Here is a 14842-nt window from a genome sequence, read left to right as displayed (position 1 = left end):
GTGGGTAACAGGAGGAAGAGAGGGGGCCGGAGCCGTGGACGCGCGAAACCGTGAAAGGTCAGCGGCCGCGTGTGTGCTCGGTCACGAACGTGTAGCCGTACGGCAGTTCCCAGCCGTCCGCCTTGCCGAGCCTGCGGCAGTGCTCCCGGAAGGCCGCGCGCTGAACGTCGCTGGGCAGGCACCCCGGCCGCAGGCGGCGCAGATGACCTGCGACGAACTGAGCGCCGCGCAGTCCCTCATCGACCGGTTCGCCACCGCCCCACGGACGTATCACCCGCGGCCTGGCGGGGCGGTAGCCAATGAGGAGAATGGTCCGCTGTCCGTCACGCGGCGGGAAGTGCGGCTGCCCCCAGGCGTCCCGGCTGCCCAGGGCCGGCTCCAGAAGACGTTCCGCGAGCAGTTCCGCGACGGCCGAGTCCAAGGCGGCGGCCTGCGACCGGGCCGGTCGGCGCCCATAGACCGCGCTCGGCAGGACCGACCGGTCCATCAGGGCGTGACCGTCTAGGGTGAGCAGACCGCAACGGCGCACGGTGCGCATCACCAGTTGCCGGGGACCCAGCCCGACCGCGCTGTCACCGTAGCGGCTGCTGCCCGGCACGTCCTCCCTGGTGAGCACGCGAGGGTCGTAAGAGTGCCCCGTCTCACGGTCACCGGCCTGCGCCCGGTCCTTCAACCGCGTCGTGGCCAGCCGAATTACCGTGTCGCCACGGAGCCGGCGCAGCTCCAGCATCAGGCCGGGGAAAAAGTCACCGGGCCAGACGATTCCCGTCAACCGACCCGAGTCGTCACCGAGTTCGGCCGCGACGTACTGCACCGCTCCCTTCTCGTCCAACGTCTCACCAGCATGGTCGAGTTCGAGGCGAAGCGTGGGGTGCGCGCCGCGGGGCCGGCAAAGGTCCTGCGCGACGAACGGGAGCAGGGGGAACCAGCCGCCGATGAGATGGGCCAGCCGCAGGGGCGCCCTCCAGACGATCTCCTGCGCGTCGCTTCGCAGGAGTTCGCCGGTGCCGAGGGCGTCGCCGTCGGCGAGGGGCGCATCTACCGGTTCCAGCTCCACTTCCGTTTCCGGCTCCGGCGGTGCGGGCAGTGTGGAGTTCCAGCCGCGCCCGGCCGGGACCAGAGGGTCTCCGGGTGCCTCTGCGTCACCGGGATGGTGGGACCGCCACACCCCTCCCCCCTCGAAGGCGTCGTCGAGGGTGACCCGGGAGCCGTTGCCGAACAGGCCCTGGTCACTGTCCCCTTGGAGCACGTCGGCCAGCGCCACGTTCGCCTGGCACACCGCAGCGGCGTACCCCACTTCCTTTAGCCGTTCCTCCGCCCCGGGAAAACCGCGGAGCCGTGGTCCGACCGCTGTGTACACAGTGACCGGAGCGACGAGGCCGTGTCGCCGCCTCGCCGGGGTGGCCGCGTGCTCGACCGCGGCCACGAAAGACCTGAGGTCGTCGCCGCCCAGCGGTCCGGTGTCCCGCCAGCAGTCCGCGAGGGAGGTACGGGTCATGGCGTAGTGGCCCCAGGTGCGCAACACTGCACTGGAGTTGAGGACACCCCGCACCGTGTCAAGGAGACCGAGCAGTCCCGCCCGCAAATCGTCGTCATGCGTGCCGCCCACCAGGGAGGCAAGGGAAACAGGAACGAAGGGGCTGAAAAGCTGTTCCCGAGCCGTCGTCAGGAGATGGTCCGCGTAGGCCGTCAGATCGTCGCGCCGGGCTGCTTGCAAGGACGGATAGCACACGTCGACGACGACATGCCCGTCCTCATTGATCCATCGCCCGCGCGTGCGTAAGCGATGAAGCTGGGCCGGTGACAGACTCAGTGCCGGACCGAAAGCGTGGAGGTCCGGCACCAGCAGCTCCCTGCGCCGTGGTTCGGCGTCTGTACCCGGCCTACCCGAGCCCTCGGCACCCGCGGGCGCCCCCGACACCCAAGCCGGTACGTCACCGAGCGCGTCCACCTCCGGGTGCGCGCCCTCCCTGTAGACGATTTCGGCGTAAAGCGGGTCCGACCCGGTGGCGACACACACCATGGCCCCGACCGGGAGCACGGGAGCGCACTCACCGAAGGTGATGACGGGAAAATCATCGAGGCACAGCGGGCTTCCGCCGTAGCCATCGCCGCCGAGCTCGTACCCGAAGTACACGGCGTTGAAGGCGACCGTGGTGTGCACCGGCGCCGGACGGGCCGCGACAACGGCTTCGAGATAGCTCCGCAGTCGACTGTGTTCCTGGCCAGGGACGGCGTCGTAGCCCTCCGTCATGGCAGACGTCAGGAGAGCCTGGTCACCGTACGGATCCGGCACCCCCGTCCGCTCGCGTTCCCCGACCCCTTTTGCTGACACATACGGGTCCCCACCCATGACACCTCCGCCGCATTACAGGTCGCCCCTGGCCCACCTGCGGTGATTCCCGCAGAGTATGCCCATCCTTGGGTTTACTGTGGCGCTTTCATCACTTTGCGATGGCCCACGACGATCGAATCCGCCTACCGCGTTCACGAATTTCGTAGAACCGGAGCGTTAACGCCACGAACACGGCCCGGCCGGAGAGGTACACCAGCGCCGCCACCTGACGCAGCAGTGAAGCTCGTACTACCAGGTGCGAGCCAGCCAGCCACGCAATAGGCTCCCGTAGCGGCCTGACGAGAAAGATCCACCACCCCGTGGACGGCAACGGCCGCCCGCTGGCGGTCGTAGTCCCCCATGGCCAGGTCCACGATACGCAACAGGCACAGCCCGGTGCATGGGCTGCTCATACCGCCGCACTCCACCACCCCGTCGACACCGGACCGCCGGTCACCTTTCTGATGTGCCCGCCCACTGCCGCGATCCGTGCAACTCGACGCACGGACCGCATACCGACCTCATGTATAAGCTGACGCCCTATCAAAGCGAACGTCCCATGAGCGTCAGGGCCGCCTTGCTCGGACCCTGTGAAGACCGGTGGCAACACTCGCCCACCTTCCCGTCCGGGATTGGAACCGCAGGTGTCGAGCACGCCCGGCTACGCCCGAGCAGCCCACGAAAATCGCAGGTCAGATCCCCTTTGCAGTAAGCTCCAGAATCGCCACGCACTCCACATGAGGCGCCCTTGCCTCGTCGAACGTCAGGAAACGGGGAACCAGGTTGCGAGGCGCTTGGCGATCGCCGGTACATCGACGTTGTCCTGCGCGACTTCCTCGACGAACGGGCCGGCCACAGAAACGGGCGGCGGGACGGTACTCGCGCTGACGCCGTTGAACCGCAGGAAGACACGCATGGCGAGCCAGGCGGTGCGTTTGTTGCCGTCGATCAGCGCATGGTTGCGGGCGACAGAGTGCAGCAGCGCCGCAGCCTTATCGTGCAGCGCGGGATACAGCTCGGCTCCGAACACGTTCGTCCGGGGTCGCTCGATCGCCGACACCAGAAGGCCCATGTCACGCACGCTGTGCTCCGTACCGTTGACCGTACGGGCGATGGCCAGGATTTCGTCGAGCTGGATGTAGCGCACGTCGGTCACTTCAGGTAGTCCAGGATCTCCGCATCGCTGTCCATGAGCTCGGCCAGGACGTCATCGACCTTCAGCTCGGCTCGGTCCTGGGCTTCACGGATGGCCTCAATGGCAAGTTCCTGCTTGCTGCGACCCTCCCGACGAGCCCGCTCGGTGAGCTTCGCGTCAAGGTCGTCGGGGAGTCGAAGTGTCATCGCCATACAGAGATGATACCAAGCCGGTATCAAGTGGGGCGGTCGGGCCGCACTCGGCTCCGCGGAGCGTGGAACCAGGCGGCCGTGCACATCGCTACCGCGGAGGTCCAAAGACTTCCATTTCGAGCGCCATCCGAGCGTCAAGAATCACTTGAGGCGTCGCCGTTGCAAGCGCCTCACTCACGAATTTGCAGGTCAGAGAGCCCTCAAAGATCGATCCGCCCGCTCGAACCGCTACACGGAGGGAAACAGGTCGAGTAACTCGCCCGAACAACAAAACCACAGGTCAGAGGCCCTTCTCGGCAGGCTCAAGAATCGCCACGCACTCCACGTGATGCGTCATCGGGAACAGGTCGAAGGCGCGCAGGGTCCGTACCCGGTAGCCCTTCTCGGCGAAGTAGGCGATGTCTCGGGCCAGGGCGGCCGGGTCGCAGGCGACGTAGGCGATGCGGCGGGCGCCCAGGGAGGCGAGGTGGTGGGCCGTCTGCTTGCCGGCGCCGGCGCGGGGCGGGTCGAGGACGATGATGTCGACCTCGGTGATGCCGGTCCGCGGCAGGACCTGTTCGACCTTGCCCTGTTCGACGCGGACCCGGTCGAAGTCCCGGAGGTTGTGGCGGGCGTCCTCGACGGCGCGCTTGCCGGACTCGATGCCGAGGACGGCGCCCGCCTCGCCGACGCGGTCGGCGAGGGCGCCCGCGAAGAGGCCGGCGCCGCAGTACAGGTCGAGGGCGGTGTCGCCCTTGCGCGGGAGGAGGCCCTGCATGACGGCGCGGACGAGGGTGTCGGCGGCCTTCGGGTGGACCTGCCAGAAGCCGCCGTTGCCGACGCGGTAGGTGCGGTCGTCGGCGCGTTCGCGGACGAAGGCGCGGCCGTGGACGCGGTGGACGCCGCCGTCCTTCTCGTCGACGCGGAGCACCGAGACCGGCTTGTCCAGTTCGACGAGGGGGAGGCGGGCGCCCGGGCGCGGGGTGAGGACGACCTGGCGGTCCTGGGAGCCGGTGGCGGCGATGGCCTCGACGGAGTCCATGCCGGGCCAGTCGCGGTTCTCGACGCCGAGTTCGCTGACGCCGGGCGCGGCGATGAGGCAGCGGTCGATCGGCTGGACCTCGTGCGAGCGGTGCTTGCGCAGGCCGGCGCGGCCGTCGGCGTCGACGGCGTACTGGACGCGGGTCCGCCAGGCGGGTACCTCGCCGGCGGGGACCTTGTCGCCCTCGGCGGGGACGACGGTGCCGTCCCAGCCGGCCTCCTCGGGGGTGAGGCCGGCGAGGCGGCGGAGCTGCTCGGCGACGACCTCGCCCTTGAGGCGGCGCTGGGCGCCCGGCTTGGCGTGCTGCCAGTCGCAGCCGCCGCACTTGCCGGGGCCGGCGTACGGGCAGGGCGCCTCGATGCGGTCCTTGGACGGGTCGAGGACGGTGACGGCGTCGGCGCGCAGGAAGCGGGAGGTCTCGTCGCCCTCGGTGACCCGGGCGACGATCCGCTCGCCGGGCAGCGCGTGGCGGACGAACAGGACCCGGCCTTCCGCGGTGCGGGCGATGCAGTGGCCGCCATGCGCGACGGGGCCGACCTCGACCTCGTACTCCTCGCCGACCAGCGAGGACTCGGCTGCGTTCTTCGGCATGGCGGGGTGACTCCAAAAGAAGGGGGCGGAGAGATCCGTTGGCGGGCTCGCGTCGGGCGTGGCGCCAGCCCACCAGTCTACGTCCCTCCCGGGTCACTCCTCGCCGTTCGGCTCCCGCGGGGTGGAGGGGCGCTTGGGGCCGGTCTCGACGAGGCCGCGGCGGACCGAGCCGGGCGCGTTCCAGTCCTGGTGCTTCTTCGCGCGCTGCTTGGCCACCTCGGACGAGCGCAGCTGGTAGGGCACGGAGGTGACCATGACGCCGGGGGTGAAGAGCAGGCGTCCCTTGAGGCGCAGGGCGCTCTGGTTGTGCAGCAGGTGCTCGTACCAGCGGCCGACGACGTACTCGGGGATGATGACGCTGACCACGTCGCGGGGGCTCTCGCGGCGCAGGCTCTTGACGTAGTCGACGACGGGCCGGGTGATCTCGCGGTACGGGGAGTCGAGGACCTTCAGCGGGACGTTGATGCCGCGGCGCTCCCACTCCTCGGTGAGGGCCTTGGTCTCGGCGGGGTCGACGTTGATGCTGAGCGCCTCCAGCTTGTCGGAGCGCATCAGCTTGGCGTAGGCGACCGCGCGGAGCGTGGGGCGGTGGATCTTCGACACCAGGACGATGGAGTGGACGCGGGCGGGGCGGACGCTGTCGTCGCTGGGGCCCTCGGGGGCGGCGAGCTCGCGGGCGACGCGGTCGTAGTGCTTGCGGATGGCGCTCATCGTCACGAAGAAGATCGCCATGCCGAGGAGCGCGACCCAGGCGCCGTGGGTGAACTTGGTGACGAGGACGACGATGAGGACCAGGCCGGTGAAGAAGGCGCCGAAGGCGTTGATCGCGCGGGAGCGGATCATGCGGCGGCGCCTGGCCGGGTCCTGCTGGGTGCGGAGCAGGCGGTTCCAGTGGCGGACCATGCCGGTCTGGCTGAGCGTGAACGAGACGAAGACGCCGACGATGTACAGCTGGATGAGCTTGGTCGAGTCGGCCTCGTAGATCCAGACGAGCAGGATCGCCGCGCCGGCGAGGAGCACGATGCCGTTGGAGAAGGCGAGGCGGTCGCCGCGGGTGTGGAGCTGGCGGGGCAGGTACCGGTCCTGGGCGAGGATCGAGCCGAGCAGCGGGAAGCCGTTGTACGCGGTGTTGGCGGCCAGGAAGAGCACGAGGGCGGTGGCGGCGGCGAGGACGACGAAGAAGAACGTCCCGTCGCCGAAGACGGCCGCCGCGACCTGGGAGATCACCGGGTCCTGGACGTAGTCGGGGCCGACGGGGGCGCCGTCGTGGATCAGGTCGTGGGCGGGCTTCTCGGCCATCTTCACGTGGGTGGCCATGGCCAGGCCGATGATCCCGCAGAACATGGTGACGGCGAGGGCGCCCATGAGCAGGAGGGTCGTCGCGGCGTTCCTCGACTTGGGCTTGCGGAAGGCGGGGACGCCGTTGCTGATGGCCTCGACGCCGGTGAGGGCGGCGCAGCCGGACGAGAACGCCCGCAGCAGCAGGAAGACGAGGGCGAAGCCGGCGATGCCCTCGTGTTCGGGCCGGATCGTGAAGTCCGCGGTGGGGGCCTGCATGGTCTCGTCCAGGACGAGGCCCTTGAAGGCGCCCCACCCGATCATGATGACGACGCCGGTGACGAAGACGTACGTCGGGATGGCGAAGAGCTTGCCGGACTCCTTCACGCCGCGCAGGTTCATCAGCGTCAGCAGCACGATGATGCCGATGGCGCAGAAGACCTTGTGCTCGATGACGAAGTGGACGGCCGAGCCGAGGTTCTCCACGCCGGAGGAGATCGAGACGGCGACGGTCAGGACGTAGTCGACGAGGAGGGCGCTGGCGACGGTGAGGCCGGCCTTCGGGCCGAGGTTGGTGTTGGCGACCTCGTAGTCGCCGCCGCCGCTGGGGTAGGCGTGGACGTTCTGCCGGTAGGAGGCGACGACCGTGAACATCAGGACGACGACGGCGGCGGCGATCCAGGGGCTGAAGGTGTAGGCCGACGCGCCCGCGATGGAGAGGACCAGCAGGACCTCGCCCGGCGCGTACGCCACGGAGGAGAGGGGGTCGGAGGCGAAGACGGGTAGCGCGATGCGCTTCGGGAGGAGCGTCTCGCCCAGCCTGTCGCTCCGGAGAGCCCGGCCGATCAGGATCCGTTTGGGCACGTCGGTCAGTTTGGACACGGAGAGGATCGTAAGCGTTCGAAATGGGCCACGCCCACACGCGGGTGGCCCGTTCGACGCGTCAGCCGCGTGCGCGGGCGGATGAGGGCAACCGATCCGTCGGGGCATAAGCTCGTGACGAGACAGCACCGCACGCAGGCTGAGAGAGAAGAGTGAGCAGGGTGTTTTCGCAGGTCAGCAAGGGACCCGGAGTGCGGGGTAGGCGGACGTGCACATTGTGATCATGGGCTGCGGCCGGGTCGGGGCGGCGCTCGCGCAGGCCCTGGAGCAGCAGGGGCACACGGTCGCGGTCGTCGACCAGGACCCCACGGCCTTCCGGCGTCTCGGCTCCGGCTTCGGTGGCCGGCGTGTCACCGGCGTCGGCTTCGACCAGGACACCCTTCGCGAGGCGGGCATCGAGGACGCCGGGGCGTTCGCCGCGGTCAGCAGCGGTGACAATTCCAACATCATCGCCGCGCGTGTCGCCCGCGAGATGTTCGGTATCGAGCACGTCGCGGCCCGTATCTACGACCCGCGGCGCGCGGAGGTGTACCAGCGGCTGGGCATCCCGACGGTCGCCACGGTGCGGTGGACCGCCGACCAGATGCTGCGGCGCCTGCTGCCGTCGGGGTCGGAGCCGGTGTGGCGCGACCCGAGCGGCGGGGTGCAGCTCGCGGAGGTGCACACCTCCCCCGCGTGGATCGGCCACAAGGTGAGCACGCTCCAGGAGGAGACGGGTGTCCGCGTGGCGTTCCTGACCCGGCTGGGCGAGGCGATGCTGCCGACGTCGCAGACGGTGCTGCAGGAGGGCGATCTGGTGCACGTGATGATGCGGACGGACGAGGTCGAGAAGGTCGAGGCGGCGTTCGCCTACGGCCCCGAGGGAGGCGAGCACTGATGCGGGTCGCCATCGCCGGCGCCGGCGCGGTGGGGCGCTCCATCGCGGGTGAGCTCTTGGAGAACGGTCACGACGTCCTGCTGGTCGACAAGGCGCCGACCGCCATCTCGGTGGAGCGGGTGCCGCAGGCGGAGTGGCTGCTGGCCGACGCGTGCGAGATCACCTCCCTGGACGAGGCGGCGCTGCAGCGGTGCCACGTCGTCATCGCGGCGACGGGTGACGACAAGGTGAACCTCGTCGTGTCGCTGCTCGCGAAGACCGAGTACGGGGTGCCGCGCGTCGTCGCGCGGGTGAACAACCCGAAGAACGAGTGGCTGTTCACCGAGGCGTGGGGCGTGGACGTGGCCGTGTCGACGCCGCGGCTGATGTCGGCCCTGGTGGAGGAGGCGGTGAGCGTCGGCGACCTGGTCCGGCTGCTGCGCTTCAGCCACGGCGACGCCAACCTCGTCGAGCTGACGCTGCCCCCGGAGTCGGGGCTCGCCGGTACGCAGATCGGAGACGTGGCGTGGCCGGAGGACACCTCGCTGGTCACGATCATCCGCGGTTCGCGGGTGTTGACGCCGACCCCGGAGGAGACCCTGGAGGCCGGTGACGAGCTGCTGTTCGTCGCGGCGCAGGCGCGCGAGGAGCAGCTGGAGGAGTTGCTGTCGGTGCGGCGCGAGGACGCCGCCGGCTGACGGCGAGCCGCCCGGACGGGCCGTGCGAGCGGCCGTCCGGGCGGCGGGAGGGGCCGGGGACCCGTCGTACGGACGGGTCCCCGGCCCCTCTCCGTGGGCGCGGGCGGCGCTCAGGCGGCGTGCGCGGGCGCCTCGGACGCGGTACTTCTCAGGCGCGGCGCTTCTCAGGCGCGGTGCTCACGCGCCCCGCTCACGCGCCGCGATCGGGCTCGGGTTCCGGCTCCGTCCGGGCGTGCCGGGCCGCGGCACGGGCGGCCTCGCGCTCCTCCTCGGCGCGCTCGGCCGCCTCCATCTCGGCGAAGACGTCGATCGGCGGCGGCGCCTTGGCGAGGAACATCCACGTCAGGTACACGGCGAGCAGGAACGGCGGGATCTTCAGCGCGACGAGCACCCAGCCGAGCTGGGTGGTGTCGGCCCACCAGTACAGCGGGAAGAGGATCGCGCACTTGCCCAGCAGGATCAGGCCCCACGCCCAGCTGGCCTTCGCGTACGCCTTCTTGCGGCCGGGGTTGCGGGTGCGCCAGGAGAGGTTCTCCTTGAAGACCGGGCCGAGGACGAGGCCGATCAGCGGCACGCCCGCGAGGGTCGTGGCGATGTACGCGATCCCGAGCCCCAGCGTGTAGAGCATGCCGGGGAGGTAGAAGTCCTTGGCGTCGCCCGTCATCATCGCGAACACCACGCCGAAGGCGACGCCGAAGACGCCGCTGAAGGCGTGCTTCATGGTGTCGCGGCGGATCAGCCGGACGGCGACGAGCAGCAGCGACACCGTGAGGGCGGCGAGCGCCGAGACGTGCAGGTCCTTGTTGATCGTGTAGATCGTGACGAAGAGGAGGCCGGGCAGGACCGTCTCCACCATGCCCCGGACCCCGCCGAACGCCTCGAACAGCGCGGCCTCGGTCACGGCCCGCGCGTCGGCGTCCACGGGGTCGGCGACCGCGGCGTCGGTGCGTACGGTGCCGTCGGGGGCGGCGGCGCCGTGTCCGGCGCCCTGCGGGCCGTACGGGTCCTGCGGGCCGTCGTGGTCGGCGGTCGGCTTGTCGAGTGACGTCACCGGCTACTCCTGTCCGAGCGGTCGGAGCTCGTATTTCGGATTGAAGAGGACCCTGCGCCCCTGGCTCATGGCGATCCGGCCCGAGGCTATGAGCCTGCGGCCCGGTTCGATGCCCGCGATGGAGCGGCGGCCCAGCCACACGACGTCCAGGGGGGCCGTACCGTCGAAGAGCTCGGCTTCGAGCGCCGGCACTCCGGCCCTCGGACGCAGGGTGACCGTCCGCAAGGTACCAGTCACCTTCACGATCTGCCGGTCACCGCAGTCACAGATGCGCGTGCACCCCGTCGCCTCCGCGTCCTCCTGGAGCTCCTCGGACTCGAGGTCGCCCTGGGAGCTGGCCAGGCGGTCCAGCATCCGGCGGAAGCGGCCGGTCGGCTTCCCTGTACGCGGTGCAGCACTCATACGGAAAGCCTACCGGGACGCCCCGGCGCGGACCCGGCCTCGGGCGCCCGCCCCGCGCCGCCCCGTACTGGTGCGGACGGGGGCGGACGGGGGCGGCCTCAGCGCTCGAACCGGTACCCCATGCCGGGCTCGGTGACGAAGTGCCGGGGGTGCGAGGGGTCCGCCTCCAACTTCCGCCGCAGCTGCGCCATGTAGACGCGCAGGTAGTTGGTCTCGGTGCCGTACGAGGGTCCCCACACCTCCTGGAGGAGCTGCTTCTGGCCGACGAGCCGGCCCGCGTTCCGCACGAGGACCTCCAGCAGGTGCCACTCGGTCGGGGTCAGCCGTACGTCGGCGCCCGCCCGGTTGACCTTCTTCGCGGCGAGGTCGACGGTGAACCCGGCCGTCTCCACCACCGCGGGGCCCTCCTCCACCGCGCCGACGGGCTCGGCGCGGCGGACGGCGGCACGCAGCCGGGCCAGCAGTTCGTCCATGCCGAACGGCTTGGTGACGTAGTCGTCGGCGCCGGCGTCGAGGGCCCGGACCTTCTCGTCGGAGGAGTGGCGGGCCGAGAGGACGAGTATGGGCACCCGGGTCCGGCCGCGCAGCTCGCGGATGACGTCGATCCCGTCCATGTCGGGCAGGCCGAGGTCGAGGACGACCACGTCGGGGTGGCGCCGGGCGGCCGCGGCGAGGGCGGTCGCGCCGTCGGGGGCGGAGTCGACCTCGTACTTGCGCGCCTTCAGGTTGATCACGAGGGCGCGTACGATCTGCGGCTCGTCGTCGACCACGAGCACCCGCGTCATGAGGGTCCTGCTTTCTGTCGTCGGGGATGGGAGGGGCCCTGGAGGGGGCCTGGTGCGGCGGACCGGGGTGCGTCGGGCGCGGGCGCGGCGGCGGGCCCGGGTGCGGCGGACCGGGGCGCGGCGGAGGCGGGCGCGGGTGTGGCGGCGGGCCCGGGTGCGGCGGGGGCGGCCCGGAGGGTGAGGACCATGGTGAGGCCGCCGCCCGGGGTGTCCTCGGCGGTCAGCGTGGCGTCCATGGCCTCGGCGAAGCCCCGGGCGACGGCGAGGCCGAGCCCCACCCCGGCGCCACGCGGGGCGTCCCCGTACCGCTGGAAGGGCGCGAAGATCCGCTCCTTCGCCTCGTCGGGCACGCCGGGGCCCCGGTCGATCACCCGCAGCTCGACGCGGTCGGCGTGGGCGCTGGCGGAGACCAGGACGCGGCGGTCGGCGGGGGCGTACTTGACGGCGTTCTCGACGAGGTTGGCGACGACCCGTTCGAGGAGGCCGCGGTCGACGGTGACCATGGGCAGCGTCTCGGGGATGTCGAGGCCGACGGCGCCCTCCGGGACGCCGCCGAGGGCGACGGGGACGACCTCGTCGAGGTCGGTCACGCGCAGCAGGGGCGTGACGGTGCCGGTCTGGAGGCGCGACATGTCGAGGAGGTTGCCGACGAGGTGGTCGAGGCGGTCCGCGCCGTGCTCGATGGCCTCCAGGAGGTCGGCCCGGTCCTCGTCGGACCAGTCGACGTCGTCGGAGCGGAGGGAGGAGACGGCGGCCTTGATGGCGGCGAGCGGGGTGCGCAGGTCGTGGGAGACGGCGGCGAGCAGCGCGGTGCGGATCTTGTTGCCCTCGGCGAGGCCGCGGGCCTCCTCCGCCTCGCCGACGAGCCTTCGGCGGTCGAGGACGGCCGCGGCCTGGGCGGCGAAGGCGCCGAGGACGCGGTGGTCCTCCGCGGGCAGCACGCGGCCGGTGAGGGCGAGCGCGAGGTGGTCGCCGACGGGCATGTCGACGTCGGCGTCCTCGGGGCGGGCCGGCGGACGTCCGGGGCCGACGTGGGCGGCGCAGCTCCAGGGGGTGTGGTCGTCGGGGCGTTCGAGGAGCGCGGCGGACTCCATGGCGAAGGTGTCGCGCACCCCCTGGAGGAGGCCGTCGAGGGTGGTCTCGCCGCGCAGCACGCTGCCCGCGAGCGCGGAGAGGATCTCCGATTCGGCCCGCAGCCGCGCGGCCTGCTGGGTGCGGCGGGCGGCGAGGTCCACGACGGAGGCGACGGAGAGGGCGACCGCGAGGAAGACGGCCATCGCGGCCGCGTTCTCGGGGTCGGCGATGGTCCAGGTGTGCGTCGGCGGGGCGAAGTACCAGTTGAGGAAGAGCGAGCCCGCGGTGGCGGAGGCGAGGGCCGGCCAGAGCCCGCCGAGGAGGGCCGCCGCGACGGTGAGCGCCAGGAACAGCAGCATGTCGGTGGCGATGCCGGGCCCCGCGTCGACGCCGGACAGGACCCCGGTGAGCAGGGCCGGGCCGAGGACTCCGACGGTCCAGGCCCAGACGCCGCGGCCGCGGCCGAGCCGGGCGCGGCCGGCGGCCGGCAGGCCCCGCCCCGCGCCGGCGGTGCCGTGGGTGACGATGTGGACGTCGAGGTCGGGGCCGGAGTCGCGGGCGACGACGGTGCTGACGCCGGGCCCGAAGAGGTGGCGCCAGGTCCTGCGGCGGCCGGTGCCGAGCACGATCTGGGTGGCGTTGCGGCCGCGGGCGAACTCCAGCAGCGCGGACGGCACGTCGTCGCCCACGACGTGGTGGAAGGTGCCGCCGAGGTCCTCGACGAGGGTCCGCTGGAGGGCCAGTTCCCCCGGTGAGGCGCCGGTCAGGCCGTCGCTGCGGGCGACGTACACGGCGAGGAGCTCGCCGCCGGCGCCCTTCTCGGCGAGCCGGGCGGCACGGCGGACGAGGGTGCGCCCCTCGGGCCCGCCGGTGAGGCCGACGACGATCCGCTCGCGGGAGCCCCAGATCGCGGAGACGCCGTGGTCCCTGCGGTACCGCTGGAGGTGCTCGTCGGCGCGGTCTGCGGTCCACAGCAGGGCCAGTTCGCGCAGGGCGGTGAGGTTGCCGGGGCGGAAGTAGTCGGCGAGCGCGGCGTCGACGCGGTCCGGCTGGTGGACGTTGCCGTGGGCGATGCGGCGGCGCAGGGCCTGCGGGTCCATGTCGACCAGCTCGATCTGGTCGGCGTGGCGGACGACCTCGTCGGGGACGGTCTCCTGCTGGCGTACGCCGGTGATCGACTCGACGACGTCGCCGAGGGATTCCAGGTGCTGGATGTTGACGGTGGAGACGACGTCGATGCCGGCGGCGAGCAGCTCCTCGACGTCCTGCCAGCGCCGGGCGTTGCGGGAGCCGGGGACGTTGGTGTGCGCGAGCTCGTCGACGAGGGCGACGGCGGGGCGCCGCCGCAGGACGGCGTCCACGTCCATCTCGGTGCGGACGGCGCCGCGGTGCTCGACGGTCCGGCGCGGGACCTGCTCCAGGCCGGTCAGCAGGGCCCGCGTGCGGGGCCGGGAGTGGTGCTCGACGAGGGCGACGACGCAGTCGGTGCCGCGTTCGACCCGGCGGTGGGCCTCGGAGAGCATCGCGTACGTCTTGCCGACGCCCGGCGCCGCGCCGAGGTAGATCCGTAGCTTGCCGCGTCCCATGGCCTCATCGTCTTCCGAGCACTGCCGACTGCGCAGCGTCGACCCTAAGGCGACTGCGCAGCGTCGACCCTAAGGCCAGGGGTGGGGCGAACCGGACGGGGGCGGTGGTTTCCGGGCGGTCTTGACAGGATTCTGACACCCCGGCCGGCCGCCCCCGTGCGGCGTGGTCAGCGGACCTCGGTGATCTCCGGGCCGCGGTGGAGCTGGCCCATGTCGCCGGAGAAGCGGGAGCCGCCCTCGGCGTCGGTCTGGACGCCCTCGGGGACCATCTGCGCGTCCTCGGGCAGCTTCAGGACGATCGGGTCGCGCGGGGCCATCGGGCCCTCGCCGCGGACGACGACCGTGTCGCGGAAGATCTGCTCCAGCAGCCCGGCGGCCTGCGGCTGCACCGCGCCCTGGCCGGAGATGACGCCGCGCAGGAACCAGCGCGGGCCGTCGACGCCGACGAAGCGCACCAGCTGGACGCCGCCCGTGCCGTCCGGCAGCTGGACGGGGACCTGGGCGCGCAGCTCCCAGCCGAGGGAGCCCTCGACCTCGTCGATGACGCCACCCTGCTGGGTGATGCCGGAGGCGATCTCCTCGCGGACCTCGCCCCAGATGCCCTCCTTCTTGGGGGCGGCGAAGGCCTGCAGCTGGATCGCGCTGTCCCGCAGGACGACGGTCGCCGCGACGATGGCGTCGCCCGCGACCTCCACCCGCAGCTCCATGCCCTCGACCCCCGGCACGAACATGCCGCCGAGGTCGACGCGGCCCTCCTCGGGCTTGGCCACCTCGGACACGTCCCAGGGACCGTCCGGGCGGGGCGCCGGCGGGAGGTTCACGCGGCGCGGGCCGTCCTCCTCCGCCACCTCGTCGGTGTCGACCGCGTCGACGACCTGCTCGGCCTCGCCCGCCGCGTTCTCGGCGGCACTGCTCTTCTTGCGACGTCCGAACACG

The 14842-nt window shown here is 71.7% G+C and carries 12 protein-coding genes and 1 pseudogene; 3 read left to right on the top strand and 10 right to left on the bottom strand.

Features of this window, described 5'->3' with window-relative positions; translation table 11 throughout:
• Nucleotides 1-58: 58 nt before the first annotated feature.
• On the bottom strand, nt 59-2254 hold the full coding sequence (locus LPA54_RS02005; RefSeq protein WP_228973309.1) for a hypothetical protein: 2196 nt from the start codon (nt 2252-2254) through the stop codon (nt 59-61).
• Nucleotides 2255-2595: 341 nt separating this feature from the next.
• On the opposite strand from LPA54_RS02005, the pseudogene LPA54_RS02000 reads away from it, so the two are divergent.
• Nucleotides 2596-2709: pseudogene (locus tag LPA54_RS02000) on the top strand (IS5/IS1182 family transposase); the annotation flags it as partial.
• Between the two features lie 389 nt (nt 2710-3098).
• Here LPA54_RS02000 and LPA54_RS01995 read toward each other — a convergent pair.
• From LPA54_RS01995 to LPA54_RS01980, 4 genes are all read right to left on the bottom strand, one after another.
• Nucleotides 3099-3491: a type II toxin-antitoxin system death-on-curing family toxin gene (locus LPA54_RS01995; protein WP_228973308.1), complete on the bottom strand. Its 393-nt coding sequence runs from the start codon at nt 3489-3491 to the stop codon at nt 3099-3101.
• On the bottom strand, nt 3488-3682 hold the full coding sequence (locus LPA54_RS01990; protein ID WP_030862426.1) for a ribbon-helix-helix protein, CopG family: 195 nt from the start codon (nt 3680-3682) through the stop codon (nt 3488-3490). Before LPA54_RS01990 ends, LPA54_RS01995 begins: the two co-directional genes overlap by 4 nt.
• A gap of 280 nt (nt 3683-3962) precedes the next feature.
• Nucleotides 3963-5294: a class I SAM-dependent RNA methyltransferase gene (locus LPA54_RS01985; RefSeq protein WP_228973307.1), complete on the bottom strand. Its 1332-nt coding sequence runs from the start codon at nt 5292-5294 to the stop codon at nt 3963-3965.
• Between the two features lie 93 nt (nt 5295-5387).
• Entirely contained in the window at nt 5388-7454 is a 2067-nt protein-coding gene (locus LPA54_RS01980; RefSeq protein ID WP_228973306.1) for an APC family permease, read from the bottom strand.
• A 208-nt stretch (nt 7455-7662) separates the two neighbouring features.
• Here LPA54_RS01980 and LPA54_RS01975 point away from each other — a divergent pair, with 208 nt between their 5' ends.
• Both LPA54_RS01975 and LPA54_RS01970 read left to right on the top strand, forming a co-directional pair.
• Nucleotides 7663-8331, top strand: coding sequence for a TrkA family potassium uptake protein (locus LPA54_RS01975; RefSeq protein ID WP_228973305.1), 669 nt, complete (start codon nt 7663-7665; stop codon nt 8329-8331).
• Nucleotides 8331-9008, top strand: a complete 678-nt coding sequence (locus tag LPA54_RS01970) for a TrkA family potassium uptake protein (protein WP_228973304.1) — start codon at nt 8331-8333, stop codon at nt 9006-9008. The genes LPA54_RS01975 and LPA54_RS01970 overlap by 1 nt, the downstream gene beginning before the upstream one ends.
• A 190-nt stretch (nt 9009-9198) precedes the next feature.
• Here LPA54_RS01970 and LPA54_RS01965 read toward each other — a convergent pair whose 3' ends face one another.
• The 5 genes from LPA54_RS01965 to LPA54_RS01945 form a co-directional block, all read right to left on the bottom strand.
• A complete protein-coding gene (locus tag LPA54_RS01965; protein ID WP_228973524.1) occupies nt 9199-9930 on the bottom strand; it encodes a DUF3159 domain-containing protein in 732 nt (243 codons plus the stop codon).
• Between the two features lie 132 nt (nt 9931-10062).
• Complete coding sequence (locus LPA54_RS01960; protein ID WP_228973303.1) at nt 10063-10461, bottom strand: OB-fold nucleic acid binding domain-containing protein; 399 nt, start codon at nt 10459-10461, stop codon at nt 10063-10065.
• Nucleotides 10462-10559: 98 nt separating this feature from the next.
• Entirely contained in the window at nt 10560-11246 is a 687-nt protein-coding gene (locus LPA54_RS01955) for a response regulator (RefSeq protein ID WP_228973302.1), read from the bottom strand.
• Nucleotides 11243-13906, bottom strand: a complete 2664-nt coding sequence (locus LPA54_RS01950; protein WP_228973301.1) for an ATP-binding protein — start codon at nt 13904-13906, stop codon at nt 11243-11245. The genes LPA54_RS01955 and LPA54_RS01950 overlap by 4 nt, the downstream gene beginning before the upstream one ends.
• A gap of 167 nt (nt 13907-14073) precedes the next feature.
• Entirely contained in the window at nt 14074-14841 is a 768-nt protein-coding gene (locus LPA54_RS01945; protein WP_228973300.1) for a DUF3710 domain-containing protein, read from the bottom strand.
• Between the last annotated feature and the right edge of the window lies 1 nt (nt 14842).

Origin of the sequence: Streptomyces sp. DH12 (genome assembly GCF_020873895.1) — a bacterium.
Classification (GTDB): Bacteria; Actinomycetota; Actinomycetes; order Streptomycetales; family Streptomycetaceae; genus Streptomyces.
This window is presented reverse-complemented; position numbering and strand designations above follow the sequence as displayed.

Coding starts and splice junctions, on each gene's coding strand:
- LPA54_RS02005 (WP_228973309.1), bottom strand. CDS start 2,254: ATGACGGAGGGCTACGACGCCGTCCCTGGCCAGGAACACAGTCGACTG.
- LPA54_RS01985 (WP_228973307.1), bottom strand. CDS start 5,294: ATGCCGAAGAACGCAGCCGAGTCCTCGCTGGTCGGCGAGGAGTACGAG.
- LPA54_RS01955 (WP_228973302.1), bottom strand. CDS start 11,246: ATGACGCGGGTGCTCGTGGTCGACGACGAGCCGCAGATCGTACGCGCC.
- LPA54_RS01970 (WP_228973304.1), top strand. CDS start 8,331: ATGCGGGTCGCCATCGCCGGCGCCGGCGCGGTGGGGCGCTCCATCGCG.
- LPA54_RS01950 (WP_228973301.1), bottom strand. CDS start 13,906: ATGGGACGCGGCAAGCTACGGATCTACCTCGGCGCGGCGCCGGGCGTC.
- LPA54_RS01990 (WP_030862426.1), bottom strand. CDS start 3,682: ATGGCGATGACACTTCGACTCCCCGACGACCTTGACGCGAAGCTCACC.
- LPA54_RS01960 (WP_228973303.1), bottom strand. CDS start 10,461: ATGAGTGCTGCACCGCGTACAGGGAAGCCGACCGGCCGCTTCCGCCGG.